Source organism: Streptomyces sp. F001 (genome assembly GCF_004187715.1).
GTDB lineage: Bacteria > Actinomycetota > Actinomycetes > Streptomycetales > Streptomycetaceae > Streptomyces > Streptomyces flavusporus.
On the sequence record NZ_QZWF01000003.1, the window covers coordinates 18,007 to 34,197 of the forward strand.

16 protein-coding genes and 2 pseudogenes are annotated in these 16,191 nt (G+C 71.5%); 10 read left to right on the plus strand and 8 right to left on the minus strand.

The window, feature by feature from the left end; genetic code table 11:
- Positions 1 to 13: 13 nt before the first annotated feature.
- On the plus strand, positions 14 to 247 hold the full coding sequence (locus StrepF001_RS13125) for a hypothetical protein (RefSeq protein WP_129798467.1): 234 nt from the start codon (positions 14 to 16) through the stop codon (positions 245 to 247).
- Here the strand turns inward: StrepF001_RS13125 and istB are convergent.
- Positions 225 to 1,439: an IS21-like element helper ATPase IstB gene (gene istB / locus StrepF001_RS13130; RefSeq protein WP_129799082.1), complete on the minus strand. Its 1,215-nt coding sequence runs from the start codon at positions 1,437 to 1,439 to the stop codon at positions 225 to 227. The genes StrepF001_RS13125 and istB overlap by 23 nt on opposite strands.
- A 187-nt stretch (positions 1,440 to 1,626) precedes the next feature.
- Between istB and StrepF001_RS13135 the strand changes: the two genes are divergently transcribed.
- A complete protein-coding gene (locus StrepF001_RS13135; protein WP_129798468.1) occupies positions 1,627 to 3,270 on the plus strand; it encodes a DNA repair helicase XPB in 1,644 nt (547 codons plus the stop codon).
- Positions 3,271 to 3,322: 52 nt separating this feature from the next.
- Here StrepF001_RS13135 and StrepF001_RS13140 read toward each other — a convergent pair.
- Together StrepF001_RS13140 and StrepF001_RS13145 are read right to left on the minus strand one after the other, a co-directional pair.
- Positions 3,323 to 4,318, minus strand: a pseudogene (locus StrepF001_RS13140) (glycosyltransferase 87 family protein); the annotation flags it as partial.
- Between the two features lie 110 nt (positions 4,319 to 4,428).
- A complete protein-coding gene (locus StrepF001_RS13145) occupies positions 4,429 to 4,608 on the minus strand; it encodes a hypothetical protein (protein WP_129798469.1) in 180 nt (59 codons plus the stop codon).
- A gap of 332 nt (positions 4,609 to 4,940) precedes the next feature.
- Between StrepF001_RS13145 and StrepF001_RS13150 the strand changes: the two genes are divergently transcribed.
- Positions 4,941 to 7,007: a UvrD-helicase domain-containing protein gene (locus StrepF001_RS13150; RefSeq protein ID WP_129798470.1), complete on the plus strand. Its 2,067-nt coding sequence runs from the start codon at positions 4,941 to 4,943 to the stop codon at positions 7,005 to 7,007.
- A 223-nt stretch (positions 7,008 to 7,230) separates the two neighbouring features.
- Here StrepF001_RS13150 and StrepF001_RS13155 read toward each other — a convergent pair.
- Both StrepF001_RS13155 and StrepF001_RS13160 read right to left on the minus strand, forming a co-directional pair.
- A pseudogene (locus tag StrepF001_RS13155) lies at positions 7,231 to 7,914 on the minus strand (copper homeostasis protein CutC); the annotation flags it as partial.
- Between the two features lie 184 nt (positions 7,915 to 8,098).
- Complete coding sequence (locus StrepF001_RS13160; RefSeq protein ID WP_240797489.1) at positions 8,099 to 8,752, minus strand: maleylpyruvate isomerase family mycothiol-dependent enzyme; 654 nt, start codon at positions 8,750 to 8,752, stop codon at positions 8,099 to 8,101.
- A gap of 66 nt (positions 8,753 to 8,818) precedes the next feature.
- On the opposite strand from StrepF001_RS13160, the gene StrepF001_RS13165 reads away from it, so the two are divergent.
- Together StrepF001_RS13165 and StrepF001_RS13170 are read left to right on the plus strand one after the other, a co-directional pair.
- A complete protein-coding gene (locus StrepF001_RS13165) occupies positions 8,819 to 9,463 on the plus strand; it encodes a hypothetical protein (protein WP_129798471.1) in 645 nt (214 codons plus the stop codon).
- Between the two features lie 28 nt (positions 9,464 to 9,491).
- On the plus strand, positions 9,492 to 10,559 hold the full coding sequence (locus StrepF001_RS13170; protein WP_206306849.1) for a GNAT family N-acetyltransferase: 1,068 nt from the start codon (positions 9,492 to 9,494) through the stop codon (positions 10,557 to 10,559).
- A gap of 49 nt (positions 10,560 to 10,608) precedes the next feature.
- On the opposite strand, the gene StrepF001_RS13175 is transcribed toward StrepF001_RS13170, so the two are convergent.
- Together StrepF001_RS13175 and StrepF001_RS13180 are read right to left on the minus strand one after the other, a co-directional pair.
- Positions 10,609 to 10,887, minus strand: a complete 279-nt coding sequence (locus tag StrepF001_RS13175; protein WP_129798472.1) for a DUF4031 domain-containing protein — start codon at positions 10,885 to 10,887, stop codon at positions 10,609 to 10,611.
- The gene (locus StrepF001_RS13180; RefSeq protein WP_129798473.1) at positions 10,884 to 11,267 is read right to left on the minus strand and encodes a hypothetical protein; all 384 of its coding nucleotides are present in this window, start codon (positions 11,265 to 11,267) and stop codon (positions 10,884 to 10,886) included. The genes StrepF001_RS13175 and StrepF001_RS13180 overlap by 4 nt, the downstream gene beginning before the upstream one ends.
- A gap of 55 nt (positions 11,268 to 11,322) precedes the next feature.
- Here StrepF001_RS13180 and StrepF001_RS13185 point away from each other — a divergent pair, with 55 nt between their 5' ends.
- The 3 genes from StrepF001_RS13185 to StrepF001_RS13195 all read left to right on the plus strand — a co-directional run bounded on the left by StrepF001_RS13185 (position 11,323) and on the right by StrepF001_RS13195 (position 14,682).
- A complete protein-coding gene (locus tag StrepF001_RS13185; RefSeq protein ID WP_129798474.1) occupies positions 11,323 to 12,234 on the plus strand; it encodes a MurR/RpiR family transcriptional regulator in 912 nt (303 codons plus the stop codon).
- 113 nt (positions 12,235 to 12,347) lie between these two features.
- Complete coding sequence (gene murQ, locus StrepF001_RS13190; protein WP_129798475.1) at positions 12,348 to 13,283, plus strand: N-acetylmuramic acid 6-phosphate etherase; 936 nt, start codon at positions 12,348 to 12,350, stop codon at positions 13,281 to 13,283.
- A 16-nt stretch (positions 13,284 to 13,299) separates the two neighbouring features.
- Positions 13,300 to 14,682 (plus strand): PTS transporter subunit EIIC, encoded by a 1,383-nt coding sequence (locus StrepF001_RS13195; RefSeq protein ID WP_129798476.1) that lies wholly within the window; start codon positions 13,300 to 13,302, stop codon positions 14,680 to 14,682.
- Here StrepF001_RS13195 and StrepF001_RS13200 read toward each other — a convergent pair.
- Positions 14,657 to 15,046 (minus strand): hypothetical protein, encoded by a 390-nt coding sequence (locus tag StrepF001_RS13200; RefSeq protein ID WP_129798477.1) that lies wholly within the window; start codon positions 15,044 to 15,046, stop codon positions 14,657 to 14,659. The two genes, StrepF001_RS13195 and StrepF001_RS13200, sit on opposite strands and share 26 nt — an antisense overlap.
- A 114-nt stretch (positions 15,047 to 15,160) precedes the next feature.
- Between StrepF001_RS13200 and StrepF001_RS13205 the strand changes: the two genes are divergently transcribed.
- Together StrepF001_RS13205 and StrepF001_RS13210 are read left to right on the plus strand one after the other, a co-directional pair.
- The gene (locus StrepF001_RS13205) at positions 15,161 to 16,000 is read left to right on the plus strand and encodes a helix-turn-helix transcriptional regulator (RefSeq protein WP_129799084.1); all 840 of its coding nucleotides are present in this window, start codon (positions 15,161 to 15,163) and stop codon (positions 15,998 to 16,000) included.
- Positions 15,984 to 16,187: a DUF397 domain-containing protein gene (locus tag StrepF001_RS13210; RefSeq protein ID WP_129798478.1), complete on the plus strand. Its 204-nt coding sequence runs from the start codon at positions 15,984 to 15,986 to the stop codon at positions 16,185 to 16,187. The genes StrepF001_RS13205 and StrepF001_RS13210 overlap by 17 nt, the downstream gene beginning before the upstream one ends.
- The last annotated feature ends 4 nt before the right edge of the window (positions 16,188 to 16,191 follow it).

Here is a 16,191-nt window from a genome sequence, read left to right on the forward strand (position 1 = left end):
GCCCTGACGTCCCATGCGTTCCAAGCTCACCGTCCGCGCCCACCCCGCCGTCGCCGCCTTGGCCGCCGCGCTGGTGACCGCCGCCGCCCTCGTCGCCGCGCTCGCGCCCGAGGCCTCGGCGGTCCCGGCCGCGCCGCTGCCGCTCCCGGCCGCCGGGGCCGGAGGCGAGCCCCTCCTCGCCAACATCGACGGGCACATCTTCGCTCAACCGCTGGTCAACAACCTCACCCTGCCCACTCCGAAGTAGCCCGGCGCATCCGGTAGCTCTCCCCTTCGAGCCGCACGATCTCGGCGTGGTGGGCCAGCCGGTCCACCATCGCCGGGGCGGCCGGGCCGCCGAACACCTCGTCCCACCTGTCGAGCGGGCGGTCGCTGGTCACGATCAGCGACCCCCGTTCGTAGCGGTGGGCGACCAGTTGGAAGAAGAGGCGGGAGGTGGCCGCGTCGAAGGGGACGTACCCGACCTCGTCGACGATCAGCAGCGGGCAGTCGTCGAGGGCGGTGAGCTCCTCGGTGAGCCGGCCCGCCGACTGCGCCCCGGCCAGCCGCGCGGCCCAGCCGGCGGCCGTGTCGAACAGCACCCGGCGGCCGGCCTGACAGGCGCGCACCCCGAGTCCGACGGCCAGGTGCGTCTTGCCGGTGCCGGGCGGCCCCACGAACACCACGTTGCCGTGCGTCGCGACGAAGTCCAGCTTGCCGAGCCTTGCCACGGTCTCCCGGTCGAAGGCCCGGGGGTGTTCCGCGTCGAACTCCTCCAGCGCCTTCCGGGCCGGGAAACCGGCGGCCCGGATCCGCTCCTCGGCTCCCGTCTCGGCGGGGGGCGGCCCGGCCTGGGCCGGGATCGACACCGCCGCCGGGGGCCGCGCGGGTTCGGGGCCGTCGGCCCGGTGGTCCCGGTGGTGGGCGCGTTCGGCGTGCGCGGCCATCGGCCCCGACATGTACGCCAGGATCGCCGCCGACACGATGAACGCCATGTGGATCACCGTGCCCCACAGCAGGGAGTGCCGGGCGGTGTGGTGCACATCCACGAACATCTGCAGCAGATGGACCGAGGAGATGCCCACGATGGCGGTGGCCAGCTTCACCTTCAGCACGTTGGAGTTGACGTGCGAGAGCCATTCCGGCTGGTCACGGTGGCCCTGGAGGCCGATGCGGGAGACGAACGTCTCGTAGCCGCCGACGATCACCATGATCAGCAGGTTGGCGATCATGACGACGTCGACCAGCTTGAGCACGGCGAGCATGACGTAGGTCTCGGTCGCCTGCCCGGTGATGCACCGGAGGATTAAGGCCCACAGCTCGTTGAAGAACTTGTAGACGTACACCCCCTGCGCGGCCACGAGGCCGAAGTACAGCGGGGCCTGCAGCCAGCGGGTGGCGAACAGGGCGTAGCCGAGGGTGGTGGTCGGCGGGGACGGGTCACGCGTGATGGCCTGCACGGTCGGCCATTCTTCGCAGCCGGAGCCGTACAGGTGAAACCGTTCCACTCCCAGGAATGAATAGACATCCTGTACGACGGGACGTGTGCGCCTTCGTGACCAGGAGCCGACCAGGAACCGATCAGGAATCGATCAGGCACACTGGACGTTTGGCCGTACCGTCCGGCCGTACGGAAAGGGTGCCCGCGTGAATGGTCCGCTGATCGTCCAGTCCGACAAAACTCTGCTCCTGGAAGTCGACCACGAGCGTGCCGACGACTGCCGTCGGGCCATCGCGCCGTTCGCGGAGCTGGAGCGGGCGCCCGAGCACATCCACACCTACCGGGTGACGCCGCTCGGCCTGTGGAACGCGCGCGCGGCGGGGCATGACGCGGAGCAGGTCGTGGACGCGCTGGTGCAGTACAGCCGCTACCCGGTGCCGCACGCGCTGCTGGTGGACATCGCCGAGACGATGGACCGCTATGGGCGGCTGACGCTGAGCAAGCACCCGGCGCACGGGCTGGTGCTGACCACCACCGACCGACCGGTCCTCGAAGAGATCCTGCGCTCCAAGCGCGTCGCACCGCTCGTCGGCACCCGGATCGACCCCGACACCGTGGCCGTGCACCCCTCCGAGCGGGGGCAGATCAAGCAGGTGCTGCTGAAGCTGGGCTGGCCCGCCGAGGACCTCGCCGGGTACGTCGACGGCGAGGCGCACCCCATCGAGCTGCACGAGGACGGCTGGGCGCTGCGCCCCTACCAGAAGCAGGCGGTGGAGAACTTCTGGCACGGCGGCTCCGGCGTGGTGGTGCTGCCCTGCGGCGCCGGCAAGACGCTGGTGGGCGCGGGCTCGATGGCGCAGGCGAAGTCGACGACGCTCATCCTCGTCACGAACACGGTCTCGGCCCGGCAGTGGAAGCACGAGCTGGTGAAGCGCACCTCGCTGACCGAGGACGAGATCGGCGAGTACAGCGGTACGAAGAAGGAGATCCGCCCGGTCACCATCGCCACGTACCAGGTGCTGACGACCAGGCGGAAGGGCGTCTATCCGCACCTGGAGCTGTTCGACTCCCGTGACTGGGGCCTGATCCTCTACGACGAGGTGCATCTGCTGCCGGCGCCGGTCTTCAAGTTCACGGCGGACCTCCAGGCGCGGCGGCGGCTGGGCCTGACGGCGACGCTGGTGCGGGAGGACGGGCGCGAGTCGGACGTGTTCTCGCTGATCGGGCCCAAGCGGTTCGACGCGCCGTGGAAGGAGATCGAGGCGCAGGGCTACATCGCGCCCGCGGACTGCGTCGAGGTCCGCGTCAACCTCACGGACGCCGAGCGGCTGGCGTACGCTACCGCCGAGACGGAGGAGAAGTACCGCTTCTGTGCGACGACCGACACCAAGCGCAAGGTGACGGAGGCGATCGTCCGCCGGTTCGCCGGGCAGCAGATCCTCGTCATCGGGCAGTACATCGACCAGCTCGACGAACTGGGCGAGCACCTGAACGCCCCCGTGATCAAGGGCGAGACCTCGAACGCCCAGCGGGAGAAGCTGTTCGACGCGTTCCGGCAGGGCGAGATCAGCGTGCTGGTGGTGTCCAAGGTCGCCAACTTCTCCATCGACCTGCCGGAGGCCACGGTCGCCATCCAGGTGTCGGGCACCTTCGGCTCGCGCCAGGAGGAGGCGCAGCGCCTGGGCCGCGTCCTGCGCCCGAAGGCCGACGGGCACCAGGCGCACTTCTACTCGGTCGTGGCCCGGGACACGATCGACCAGGACTTCGCCGCCCACCGCCAGCGGTTCCTGGCGGAGCAGGGGTATGCGTACCGGATCGTGGACGCGGACGAGATCCTCGCGGAGAGCTGAGCGGCATGTGTCGTAGCGCGGCGGGCGCGAGGTGCTCCTGCTGCCGGAGGAGGGCTGACGCGAGCACGGCCAGCCCCAGCAGCGGGTAGGGCGAGGCCAACGGCTGTTGCCACCACGGGAGTCGGAGGTCCAGGTCGCCCTCGTGGGGCAGCAGCCACATCGTGCGGGCCGTGAAGAGCAGGGCCGTGAGCGCGGCCAGGCGGGTGCGGCCCTCGGCCAGGAGCACGGCGATCAGCGGCACGCACCACACCCAGTGGTGGGACCAGCTGACCGGGGAGACGAGCAGCGCGGTGACGGCCGTGACGACGATGCCCCTGCGGTCGTCACCGGCCCGGCACGCGAGCCACAGCCCGGTGGCGGCGAGCAGCAGCGCCGGGAACATCCAGGCCGGGCCCGGTGCCGGGTCGCCGAGCGTGCGGGCGAGCAGGCCCTGCAGGGACTGGTTGTCGACGATCCAGGGCTTGCCCACGCGGTCGGTCTCGTAGAGGCGGTGGAGCCAGAAGTCCGCGCCGGCGGACGGCAGGACGAGGACGCCGAGCAGGACGGTGGCGGCGAGGGCGGTGGTCGCGGTGAGCGCCTCGCGGGTGCGGCGGGTGAGGAAGAGATACGCGATGAAGACGGCCGGGGTGAGCTTGATCCCGGCCGCGATGCCCACGGCCACGCCCTTGCCGGGGGCGCCGGGCGGGCGGGTGAGGTCCCACAGGACCAGGCAGGCGAGCAGCAGGTTGATCTGGCCGAAGAGGAGGGTCTGGAAGACCGGTTCGAGCCAGAGTGCCAGGGCTGTGCCCGCGCACAGGGACGGAAGGCGCAGGGGCCGCCCCGCCAGCCGGGCGGAGAGGTGGACGAGGCAGGCGACGAGCAGGGTGTTGGCTGCGAGGAACGCCGCCTTGAGGGCCGTGACCGGAATCCAGGCCGTCGGGACGAACAGGAGCGCCGCGAAGGGCGGGTAGGTGGCGGGCAGCTGCCACTCGGTGACCCTGAAGCCGTACAGATCGCTGCCGCGCAGGACCGCCTCGCCCTGGGCCCGGTAGACCAGCGCGTCCGCCATCGGCAGGCGCTGTACGGCGCACAGGGCGGCGAAGGCCCCCAGGGAAACGGCCAGGAGGAGGAAGGGAGTTGCGGAGTGTGATCGGAAGGTCACGCGGTGACCCTAGTCGGTCACTTCCGGCGTACGCCCGCCTCCTCGCCGTACTCACCGAGGATGATGACGTCGAACGCGGCCCCCGCGAACACCCGCACGGCGCGCAGGGCCTCGCCGAGCCGGTGCCGGTGGCTGCCGCCGAGGGCGGTGGCGCCGGACGGCCGGGCCGGGGCTGGGGTGATGGTCGCTGCACTCATGTCTCCATGGTGGGTTTCCGCACCCGAGAACGGAATCGGTCTCGGGGCCGAACCTCGACCGCTCCCGCGTAGCCCTCCGGGTGGACCGCCTCCCCTGAGGGGGGACTACCCGCCCCCTAGGGGAAGGAGAGGCGCCGGAAAATTCATTGGCACCGCTCTCCCCCGATTACCTAGAATCTCCGCTCTTGCCCGCCTCCCTCACGGAGTGCCGCCCGCCCGTCTCCCACCACCACCTCAACCGAGGCCCTTCGGGCCGCCCCTACATTGCCGGCCGGAAACCGGACGGCATCGATCGCCCCACACTCACGCAGGTCCCCGACGGAGGCACCCCCTTGTCCACGCCCGCCGACGATCCCCTCTCCCGCGAGCGCGCCCATCTCTCCGCCTCCCGTGCCGCGCTGCGCGCCATGCGGGAGGACGTCGAGTCGCTCGACATCAGTGACGTCACCGCGAACTGGGTCAACGCCCAGATCCTGGAACACCAGATCGGCGAGCGGATCAAGGCCCTCGCCGATCTCAGCGACACGCCACTGTTCTTCGGCCGGCTCGACTATCTGCACGCGCCGGGCGCCGAACAGGCGGAGGGCGCGGAAGGGGAACGCCCGCGGCCGGAGGCCGCTTATCAAACACTGCACATCGGGCGCCGGCATGTGCACGACGCCGACGGCGACCCGATGGTGATCGACTGGCGTGCGCCGGTGTCGCAGCCGTTCTACCGGGCGTCCAAGAAGGATCCGATGGACGTCGGCCTGCGCCGCCGCTTCGGCTACACCGGCGGCGATCTCACGGCCTACGAGGACGAGCACCTGTCCGACCCCGCCGAGGCGGCGAAGGCCAGCAAGCTGCTCCAGCAGGAGATCGAGCGCCCGCGTGTCGGCCCGATGCGGGACATCGTGGCGACCATCCAGCCCGAGCAGGACGAGATCGTACGGTCGGGACTCTCCGGGACCGTCTGCGTACAGGGCGGCCCCGGCACCGGAAAGACGGCCGTCGGCCTCCACCGGGTCGCGTACCTCCTCTACGCCCACCGCGAGCGGCTCGCCCGCACCGGCACCCTCGTCATCGGGCCGAACCGGTCCTTCCTGCACTACATCGAGCAGGTGCTGCCCGCACTGGGTGAGCTGACGGTCCGCCAGGCCACGGTCGACGACCTGGTGGCCCATGTGGAGGTGCGCGGCACGGACGACGCGGCGGCGGCGATCGTCAAGGGCGACGCCCGGATGGCCGAGGTCCTCCGCAGCGCCCTCTACGCGCATGTCACGCTGCCGACCGAGCCGGTCGTCGTCGTGCGCGGCTCCCGGCGCTGGCGGGTCCCGGCGTACGAACTCGAGGAGATCGTGCGGGAGTTGCTGGACCGAGGCATCCGCTACGGCGCCGCCCGCGAGGCGCTGCCGCAGCGGATCGCGCACGCCGTGCTGGTGCAGATGGAACGGTCCGGTGAGGCGCCGGACGACCGGGTGCAGGACGCGGTGGCCCGCAACGCCGCGGTGAAGGCGGCCGTCAAGGCGATCTGGCCGCCCGTCGACCCGGCGAAGCTGGTGCTGCGGCTGCTGACCGACGTGGACTTCCTCGCCGTCCATGCGGACGGGATCCTCACCGAGGAGGAGCAGAAGACGATCCTGTGGGCGAGGCCGGTGCGGTCGGTGAAGTCCGCGAAATGGTCGCCCGCGGACACCGTGCTGGTCGACGAGGCGACGGACCTCGTCGACCGCACGCCCTCCCTCGGCCATGTCGTCCTCGACGAGGCGCAGGACCTCTCCCCCATGCAGTACCGGGCGGTCGGCCGGCGCTGCACCACCGGCTCCGCGACCGTCCTCGGCGACCTCGCGCAGGGCACCACACCCTGGGCGACGAGGAGTTGGGACGACGCCCTCACCCACCTCGGCAAGCCGGACGCGGTGATCGAGGAACTGACGGCCGGCTTCCGCGTCCCGACGGACGTCATCACCTACGCCTCACGGCTCCTGCCCCGCATCGCGCCGGGGCTGACGCCGGTGGCGTCGGTCCGCGAGAACCCCGGGTCGTTCGAGGTACGGCCGGTCACCGGCGATGCGGACGTGGTCGCGGCATGCACGCAGGCGCTGCGCAACGAGGGCTCGATCGGCCTGATCGCCGCCGACGCCCGCGTGCCGGCCCTCGCTCAGGCCCTGACGGCGGCGGGCATCCCGTACCTCTCGCCGGGCGAGGAGACAACCCCCGACTGCCGCCTGACCCTGGTCCCGGCCTCCCTCGCCAAGGGCCTGGAGTACGACTACGTCGTCCTCGACGAGCCCCAAGCCGTGGTCGACGGAGAACCGGACGAACGCACCGGCCTGCGCCGCCTGTACGTGGCCCTGACCCGAGCGGTATCGGGCCTGACGGTCACCCATGCGGCCCCACTGCCACCACAACTCGGCTGACTCAGCCCGCCAGACCGCGGGCAGTCGTACCGCTGGGGCAGCCCGGGTGGGCGCGGACGACACCCGCCACCACGTCAATCCGCGGGCATTCGTGCCGCCCAGGGCGATGGAGGTCCCCCCGCTCGAGCGAAGCGAGAGTGGGGAGGGTGGGCGCGGGCGGCACCGCCGGCGCCGGGCTGCGCCACCCACCCCGGCCAGCCCCCCACGCCGGTCCCGTACACCCGTCCAGCACCCGCCGCCACTCGGCGACGGCCTCCGCCGACACCGGCCCGTCCCAGCCCTCCGGCCGAGCCGCCCCGCCGATGTGAAACGCGTCGATCCCACCGGCCAGCAGCCCCGGCACGTGGTCCAGCCGCAACCCACCGCCGACAAGGAGCTGCTGCTCGTACCCAGGCTCTCCACAGCGCCGCGCCTCGGCGAGCAGCGTGGGAAGGCCGCCGTCGACACCGCCGGCCGACCCGGCCGTCAGGTAGGCATCCAGTCCCGGGAGGTCCCCGAGCTGCTTGCGCAGCGCGTCCCGGTCGGCGGCCCGGTCGATCGCCCGGTGGAAAGTCCACCGGCACCCGTCCAGCACCCCGACCACCCGCTCCACGGCATCCAGATCCACCCCACCGTGCGCATCGAGGAACCCGAGCACGAACTGCTCCGCCCCGGGCCTCCGCATCTCCCCCGCGACCCGCACCAGCCGCTCGACGTCCCCGGCGGCGAATCCGTCCGCGAGCCGCAGCATCACGCGTACGTCGATGTCGACGGCGGCCCGGATCGCGGCGACGGTCCCGGCCGGCGGCGTGAGCCCGTCGGCCGCCATGTCGGTGACCAGTTCGAGGCGGTCCGCGCCTCCGGCCTGGGCGGCGACCGCGTCCTCGACGTCGAGGGCGATCACCTCCAGGACTGCACGCGTGCTCATAGGACCCCTTTCGTTGGGCGTTCCCCGAAGCGGCTACAGGTCTAGTCCAATATCAGGGTACGCCCGGAAGGATCGAGGTCGCGAGACGCCCACCACCGGCCGGAACGGGCACAGCTCGCCCGTCAGCCGTCAGCCGTCAGCCGTCAGCCGTCAGCCGTCAGCGTCAGCCGTCAGCCGAAAATGTTCAGCTCCGCAGCCCCACCCCCGAGCTCGTACCCCGCCGCCGTCCACCGGCCGCCCGCAACAGCCGTACGAGCGTCGCGGTCCCGATGTACCGCGCCGGCGTCCGCTCCCCGCTCACCTCACCGAACCGCAGCGGCTCATCCACGTCGTCGAGGTCGGCGTGCAACGGCACATGCCCCCGGTTCCTGGTGATCCAGACGAGCAGGTCGAGCGCGTACGACAGCCCTCCCCCTGCGTACGCCCCCGCTCCCCGAGCGCTCGCGCACGTCCACGGCGTGCACCCATTCCCCGAGCGCGACCAGTCCAGCGCCCCGCCCGCCTTGGCGATCGCCGGCCCCGCCTCGGTCATCCCGCGTTCCAGCTCGTCGACGACCTGCTCGTTCGTCCAGTCGGCGCGCTCGGCGATGTCCCGGTCGTTCGCCTCGGGGGAGAACACACCCTTCTCGAACCGGCTCTCCACCACCCTCATCAGCGCGGCCGAACAGTGCGCCAGCACATCCCGCACCGTCCACCCAGGACACGCCGCCGTGGGAGTCGCGAAGTCCCCGTCCGTCCTCCCCCGCAACAGCGGGATCAGCGCGTCCCGCTCCACCACCAGCAGCCGACCCGGCAGCTCCGGATCCCGTACGTCGCCGTGCATGTCAGCAGTAGTCATGGCCCCACGCTAAGGGCCGGGCCTCCGACAGGGGAGAACCACGCAGCCACACGCGACAATGCCCCCATGACCGACCCCGACACCTTGCGCACCCGCTTCACCCGCGCACTCGAAGCCGCCCGAGCCCCCGAGGGCGGCCCCGATCCGGCCCCGTACGCCGACAACCTGATCGCCCGCTGGCAGGAGCCGCAGCGCCGCTACCACACGCTCGCGCATCTCACCGCTGTGCTGGATCACATCGACGTGCTGGAGAAGTACGCGGACGATCCGGACGTCGTCCGGCTGGCCGCCTGGTTCCATGACGCGGTCTACCTTCCCGACCGCTCCGAGAACGAGGAGCGGTCGGCCCGTCTTGCCGAGCGGGCGCTGCCCGAGGCGGGGGTGTCCGAGGCGAAGGCGGCCGAGGTCGCCCGGCTGGTCCGGCTCACCGCGGGCCACGCCCCGGCCGGCGACGACCGCAACGGCCAGGTCCTGTGCGACGCCGACCTGGCGATCCTCGCCTCGCCCCCGTCGTCGTACGCCGTCTACACCGCCGCCGTCCGCGAGGAGTACGGCTTCGTCCCCTCCGACGCCTTCCGGGCCGGCCGCGCCGCCGTCCTCCGCGAACTCCTCGCTCTGCCCCGGCTGTTCCGCACCCCGTACGGCGCGGAGCACTGGGAGGCGACGGCCCGCTACAACATCACCTCGGAGCTGGAAATCCTGTCGTCCTGAGCGAGGGGCGACCTCTAACCTGCGGTGCATGACAGATATGGGTGGGGAACGGGTGCGGGAGGCCGTCGCGGGCGCCGTCGCGGTGCTTCGGACGGCGACCGAGCGGGACTGGGAAAGCGTCGACGCGGGCTCGTTGACGTGGAGTTGTCGCAGGACGGCCGAGCATGTCGCGAGCTGTCTGCTCGCGTACGCGGGCCAACTGGCGGGGCGGGTGCAGGGGGCCTACTCCCCGTTCAGGATCAGCATCGTGGACGGCACGAGCAACGAGGAGCTGCTCCAGGTCGTCGAGACAACCGGCGCCCTCCTCACCGCCGCTGTCCGCACCGCGCCCCGCGAGGCGCGCGCCTTCCACCCGTACCCCTTCCGCAGCGCGAGCCGCGACGGCTTCGCCGCGATGGGTGTCACCGAGGTGGTGCTGCACACGTACGACATCGCAGAGGGCCTCAGCCTCCCCTACGAACCGCCCCCCGAACTCGCCGAGTTCGCGCTCGGCACGATCTTCCCGCACGTCCAGCCCGGCCCCGACGCCTGGCGCACCCTGCTGTGGGCCACCGGCCGCGGCGAACTGCCCGGTCGCGCCCCGGTCACCGAGTGGCGCTGGAACAACAACCTGGTCATCCCCGCCGAGCGCCTCACCCTGGAAGGCGTCACGCCGCTCGCCGCCGCCGACCTCGCCGCGGGTGGCGACGGCGGGTTCGAGTGGGTCGAGGGCGGCCCGTTCGAGGGCACGCGGGAGGCCGCCGGGATGACCGCGAAGGCGTACGAGGCGGGGGTGCACCGCCCGGAGTTCGGGCTGTTCGTGCTCGTACGGCAGGAGGACGGCCGGGCGGTCGGCGGCATGGGCTTCCACGGCGCCCCCGACGAGGACGGCCGCACCGAGGTCGGCTACGACCTCGCCGAGTCCGCCCGCGGCCACGGCTACGCCACCGACGCACTGCGGGCGCTGGCCGCGTGGGCGCTGGCGCGGGAGGACGTACGGTCGCTGTTCGCGACGGTCGACCGGGACAACGTGCCGTCGCAGCGGGTCGTCGAGCGGGCCGGGTTCCTGCGGGTCAGCGAGGACGGGGAGCAGTTCGCCTATGAGCTGCTCCCCTGATCCAGCCTCTTCCGTCTACGAACTGCGGCCCTGATCCGGCCGCTTCCGCCTACGAACTGCGGCCCTGATCCAGCCGCTTCCGCCTGCGCAGCCCGGCGCCGTGCAGCAGCCGCACCACCTCGCGGCTGCTGACCTCCACCGCCCCGGCGCGCACCGCGTCGGCGTACCGATGGGAGGGGATGTCGTAGTGGTCCCGCTCGAAGGCCCGTCGGGGCGCCCCCAACTCCTCGGCGAACTTGTGGAGTTCGTCGTACGAGACATCGCTGATCAGATGCGACCACATGCGCCCGTGGCCCGGCCAGGTCGGCGGATCTATGTAGACCGTCACGAGGACGGCGCCCCGCCCCCGCAAGAGCCCAGCAGGCCGACCGCGGCGACCTTCACGCCTGCCTTGTGGCACACCCAGTGCGGGTCGGGCCCGAGCTCCGGTTCGACGTCCAGCGCATGAGGATCCCCGGAGCCGCACACCGGGCACAGCGGCCAGCGCCCGTACCGCTCCAGCAGCGCATCCTGAACGTCCTGGGCGACCAGCCCCGCCACATACGCGGCGCCCTCCGGCCACTGCTCCACCCACCAGCGCCGCTGTGCGACGGACTCCTCGACCAGCGACACGACGTCCGCCTCGGCGACCTGGTTCGCGACGAGGTCGGCGAGCACCAGGGCGCGGGCCGCGTGCAACGCCTGCTCAAGGGGGCTGATGGGGTCCATGTCCCCATTGTGCGCACTCTTGACCACAACACCGAGCCGAAAATATCTTTCACATGTGACCCGTAACGTGAAGGAAACTTTCGGGACGCCTCCCGCGCCCGCCGCCCTCGCCGCCAAGGTACGCACGCTCGCCCCGTCGATGACGCGTTCCATGCAGCGGGTCGCCGAGGCCGTCGCGAGCGACCCGGCCGGCTGCGCGGCCCTCACCGTCACCGGTCTCGCCGAACTCACCGGCACGAGCGAGGCGACCGTCGTCCGCACCGCCCGCCTGCTCGGCTACCCCGGCTACCGCGACCTGCGCCTCGCCCTCGCCGGTCTCGCCGCCCAGCAGCAGTCCGGCCGGGCGCCCGCCATAACGACCGACATCGCGGTCGACGATCCCATCGCCGATGTCGTGGCGAAACTGGCGTACGACGAGCAGCAGACCCTCGCCGACACCGCGGCCGGACTCGACACCGTCCAGCTCGGCGCGGCGGTCACCGCGGCCGCGGCCGCCCGTCGTATCGACGTGTACGGCGTCGGGGCGTCGGGGCTGGTCGCGCAGGACCTCACCCAGAAGCTGCTGCGAATAGGGCTGATAGCCCACGCGCACTCCGATCCACACCTCGCCGTGACCAACGCCGTTCAGCTGCGCGCGGGGGACGTCGCCATCGCCATCACCCACTCGGGCTCGACGGGTGACGTCATCGAGCCGTTGCGCGTCGCCTTCGAGCACGGGGCGACCACCGTCGCGATAACCGGCCGCCCGGACTCGTCGGTCACGCAGTACGCCGACCATGTCCTGACCACGTCCACGGCCCGGGAGAGCGAGCTGCGGCCGGCCGCGATGTCGTCGCGGACGAGTCAGTTGCTGGTGGTGGACTGTCTGTTCGTGGGAGTGGCGCAGCGGACGTACGAATCGGCCGCGCCGGCGCTGGCCGCTTCGTATGAGGCGTTGGCTCATCGGCATCGGAGCGGACCTCGGTAGGCCGTAGGGCCCAGTGCCGTGGTCTGCCTACAGGCCGTCTGTGGCTGGTCGCGCAGTTCCCCGCGCCCCTTCTCGGCGTGATCCGACCCCGTACTGAAAAGAGCCGCTTCCTCATGACCTCCATGTCCGATCCCCGTGATCTGCAAGCGCAGTTGGAGACGCTGACCACCGAGGCGTTCCGCCCCGACCTCGCCGAGATCGACCGGCTGCCCACCCTGGAGATCGCCACGCTCATGAACGGCGAGGACGCCGGCGTACCCGCCGCCGTCGCCGAGCGTGTGCCGCAGATCGCCGCCGCGATCGACGACATCGCCGCCCGTATGTCCCGCGGCGGCCGCCTCGTCTACGCCGGCGCCGGTACGGCCGGCCGGCTCGGTGTGCTCGACGCCTCCGAGTGCCCGCCCACCTTCAACACGGCCCCGGAGCAGGTCGTGGGCCTGATCGCGGGCGGCCCGGCGGCGATGGTCACCTCCGTCGAGGGCGCCGAGGACTCCGCCGAGCTGGCCCGGCAGGACCTGGACGCCCTGCACCTCACGCCGGACGACACGGTGGTCGGCATCTCCGCCTCCGGCCGCACCCCGTACGCGATCGGTGCCGTCGAGCACGCCCGTGCACGCGGCGCCCTCACCGTCGGCCTGGCCTGCAACGCGCACAGCGCCCTCGCGGCCGCAGCGGACCACGGCATCGAGGTGGTCGTGGGCCCCGAGCTGCTCACCGGATCCACCCGGCTGAAGGCGGGCACGGCACAGAAGCTGGTGCTCAACATGCTCTCGACGATCACGATGATCCGCCTGGGCAAGACGTACGGGAACCTCATGGTCGACGTCCGCGCCTCGAACGAGAAGCTGCGCGCCCGCTCCCGCCGTATCGTCGCCCTGGCCACCGGGGCGCCCGACGACGAGATCGAACGCGCCCTCGCGGCGACCGACGGCGAGGTGAAGGCGGCCATCCTGACGATCGCCGGCGGGGTCGACGGGGGGACGGCCGCCCGCCTTCTGGAGGAGTCCGGCGGCCATCTGCGCGCGGCACTCGAGGCGGCGGCCCGCTGAGCAGCACCCTCGTGGCATGCGCAAAGACCCAGCCGAAGTAGCCGCCGCGCTCCTGCCCCTGGTCGGCGGCCCTGCGAACATCACGTCCGTCGCCCACTGCATGACCCGGCTCCGCCTGGGCCTGGCCGACCCATCCCGGGTGGCGGAGGAGCGGCTGAGGGCGCTGCCGGGGGTGCTCGGTGTCGTCGTGGACGGCGACTCGTACCAGATCGTGCTCGGGCCGGGTGCGGTGGCGCGGGTGACGGCGGAGTTCGAGGCGCTTCTCGGGCAGCCGACGGCCGACGAACTGGCGGCGCGGGGCGCGGAGTTGAAGGAGGCCCGGCGGCAGCGCAACGCGACGCCGGGGAAGCTGGCCCTGCGCCGCGTCGCGAACATCTTCGTCCCGCTCATCCCCGCGCTGATCGGCTGCGGAGTGCTGGCGGGCTTGAACGGGCTGCTGATCAACGCGGGTTGGCTGCCGGCTGTGACCCCCGCCCTGTCCGCGATCGCCTCGGCCTTCATGGCCCTGATCGCGGTGTTCGTCGGCCACAACACGGCGAAGGAGTTCGGCGGCACACCCATGCTGGGCGGCGCGGTCGCGGCGATCGTCGTGTATCCCGGCGTGGCGAAGGTGACGGCCTTCGGCCTGCCCCTGTCCCCCGGTCAGGGCGGGGTGCTGGGCGCGCTGGCGGCGGCGTTGCTCGGGACGTACGTGGAGAAATGGTGCCGCAGACGGGTCCCGCCGGCCCTGGACGTCCTGCTGACCCCGACACTGACGGTCCTGATCGCCGGCCTGGCCACCCTCTACGGCCTGATGTACGTGGCCGGCGAGATCTCCACCGCCATCGGCACCGCCGCGAACTGGCTCCTGACCACGACCGGCGCCTTCGCGGGCCTGATCCTCGGCGGCCTGTTCCTCCCCCTGGTGATGCTGGGCCTCCACCAGGCCCTGATCCCCATCCACACCACCCTCATCGAACAGCAGGGCCACACGGTCCTGCTGCCCATCCTGGCCATGGCGGGCGCGGGCCAGGTGGGCGCGGCGATGGCGGTGTACGTCCGCCTGCGCCACGACACCTCCATTCGTACGACGATCAGGTCGGCGCTTCCGGCGGGCCTGCTGGGCGTGGGAGAGCCGTTGATCTACGGCGTCTCCCTCCCCCTGGGCCGCCCGTTCCTGACCGCCTGCGTGGGCGGAGCGGCGGGCGGCGCGTTCGTCGGCGTGTTCGCGATGCTCGGCGACCAGGTCGGCGCGACGGCGATCGGCCCGTCGGGGTGGGCGCTGTTCCCGCTGCTGGCCGGGAACGCGGGGTTGGGGGTCTCGGCGGCGATCTACGCGGGCGGGCTCCTGACGGGCTACGCGGTGGGCTTCGTGACGACGTACGCGGTCGGACTCACAGCAACCGACTCTCCTGGTTGACACGCCGGACCCGCTCACGCAGCACCTCCCCGGGCTGCACCTCGCCCAGCGACTCCCGCGGACAGTCCCACTCCCGCCCGCCGCACACAGGCCGCAGCTGCACCCGGCCGCCCACGTGTCCTCGCACCTCACCGACCCGCCCGTCCCGCACGTCCTCGACGTACGCCCCCACCGGCGGCGTCTCCCCACGCAGCGCGGACGCCAGGCGCTCGGCCGTACGCACATTGCAGCGCCCCAGGTCGACCAGGGCGAACGGCTCGTCACTCGCGCCGGTCACCGGGTCGACGCACAGCGACGGCAGCACGACGCCGACGCCCACGAGGGCGTCCCGCAGCGACTCCACGATCTCTTCGGTCGAGCGCACGTTTCCCTACCTCCACGCTGAGTCTGCGATTCACCACACAGAGTGTCGACACCGCGTCTAACCTGGCCAGATACGGTGCCCCAACAACCCCATGTGTACGACTGGGAGTTGCACATGCCAGGACCGAAAGACCTCGACCCGTCGTCGTCACCCCGGGCCCTTCTGGGCGCGGAACTACGCCATGCCCGTGAGAAGGCGGGGCTGAGCCAGGAGGAACTGGGCCAACGGCTGTTTGTGAGCGGCTCGTTCGTCGGACAGCTGGAGGCGGGGACACGGAGGATGCAGCCGGAGTATGCGCGGTTGTTGGACGAAATCCTCGGTACGGAGGACTTCTTCCTGCGGAACTGCGGGGCTTGGGCCAAGTCCAAGTACAGGGATCACTTTGCCGAGGCAGCTGAGGCGGAGGCGAGGGCAACGGCAATCAGGCAGTACGCGTCGATGCTGATCCCGGGCCTCCTCCAGACACCCGCGTACGCACGGGCCGTGTCACGCGCGTTCCAGCCGACGGCGACGGAAGAGGCGATCGACGAGCTGGTGACGGGCCGGATGGAGCGGGCCCGGATCCTTGACGATCCAACAAAGCCCATGTTGTGGGCAGTGATTGATGAGGCCACGCTGCGTCGGGTGACAGGTGGGCGCGAAGTAATGGCTGAGGCCCTGCGCCACATCCTCAACTTGGCCCGCCGGAACCGGATCATCGTGCAAGTACTGCCGTACGACGCGGGTGCGCACCCGGCGATGCAGGGTTCCATGAAGCTGATGGAGTTCAGCGACGCTCCTCCGCTGGTCTATCTCGAAGGAGTCGACACCGGACGCTTGGAGGACGACCCCGCCGCTGTCGCGCGCTACAAGCTCTACTACGAACTCCTCACGGCCTCCGCGCTCCCGCCCGACAAGTCCCTGTCCTTGATCGAGAGAGTGGCGCAGAATTACGCCCATGAGGAACATCCCTGAGTACGACCTGGGCGCAGTCAGCTGGTACAAGTCCAGCTACAGCGGCGGCACCGGCGACGACTGCCTCGAAGTAGCCGCCGGCCACCCCACTCTCGTCCCTGTCCGCGACTCCAAGCACCCCCACGGCCCGAAGCTCATATTCCGAGCATCGGCCTGGTCGGCCTTCGTCGAAGCGGTCAGGATCTGACCTA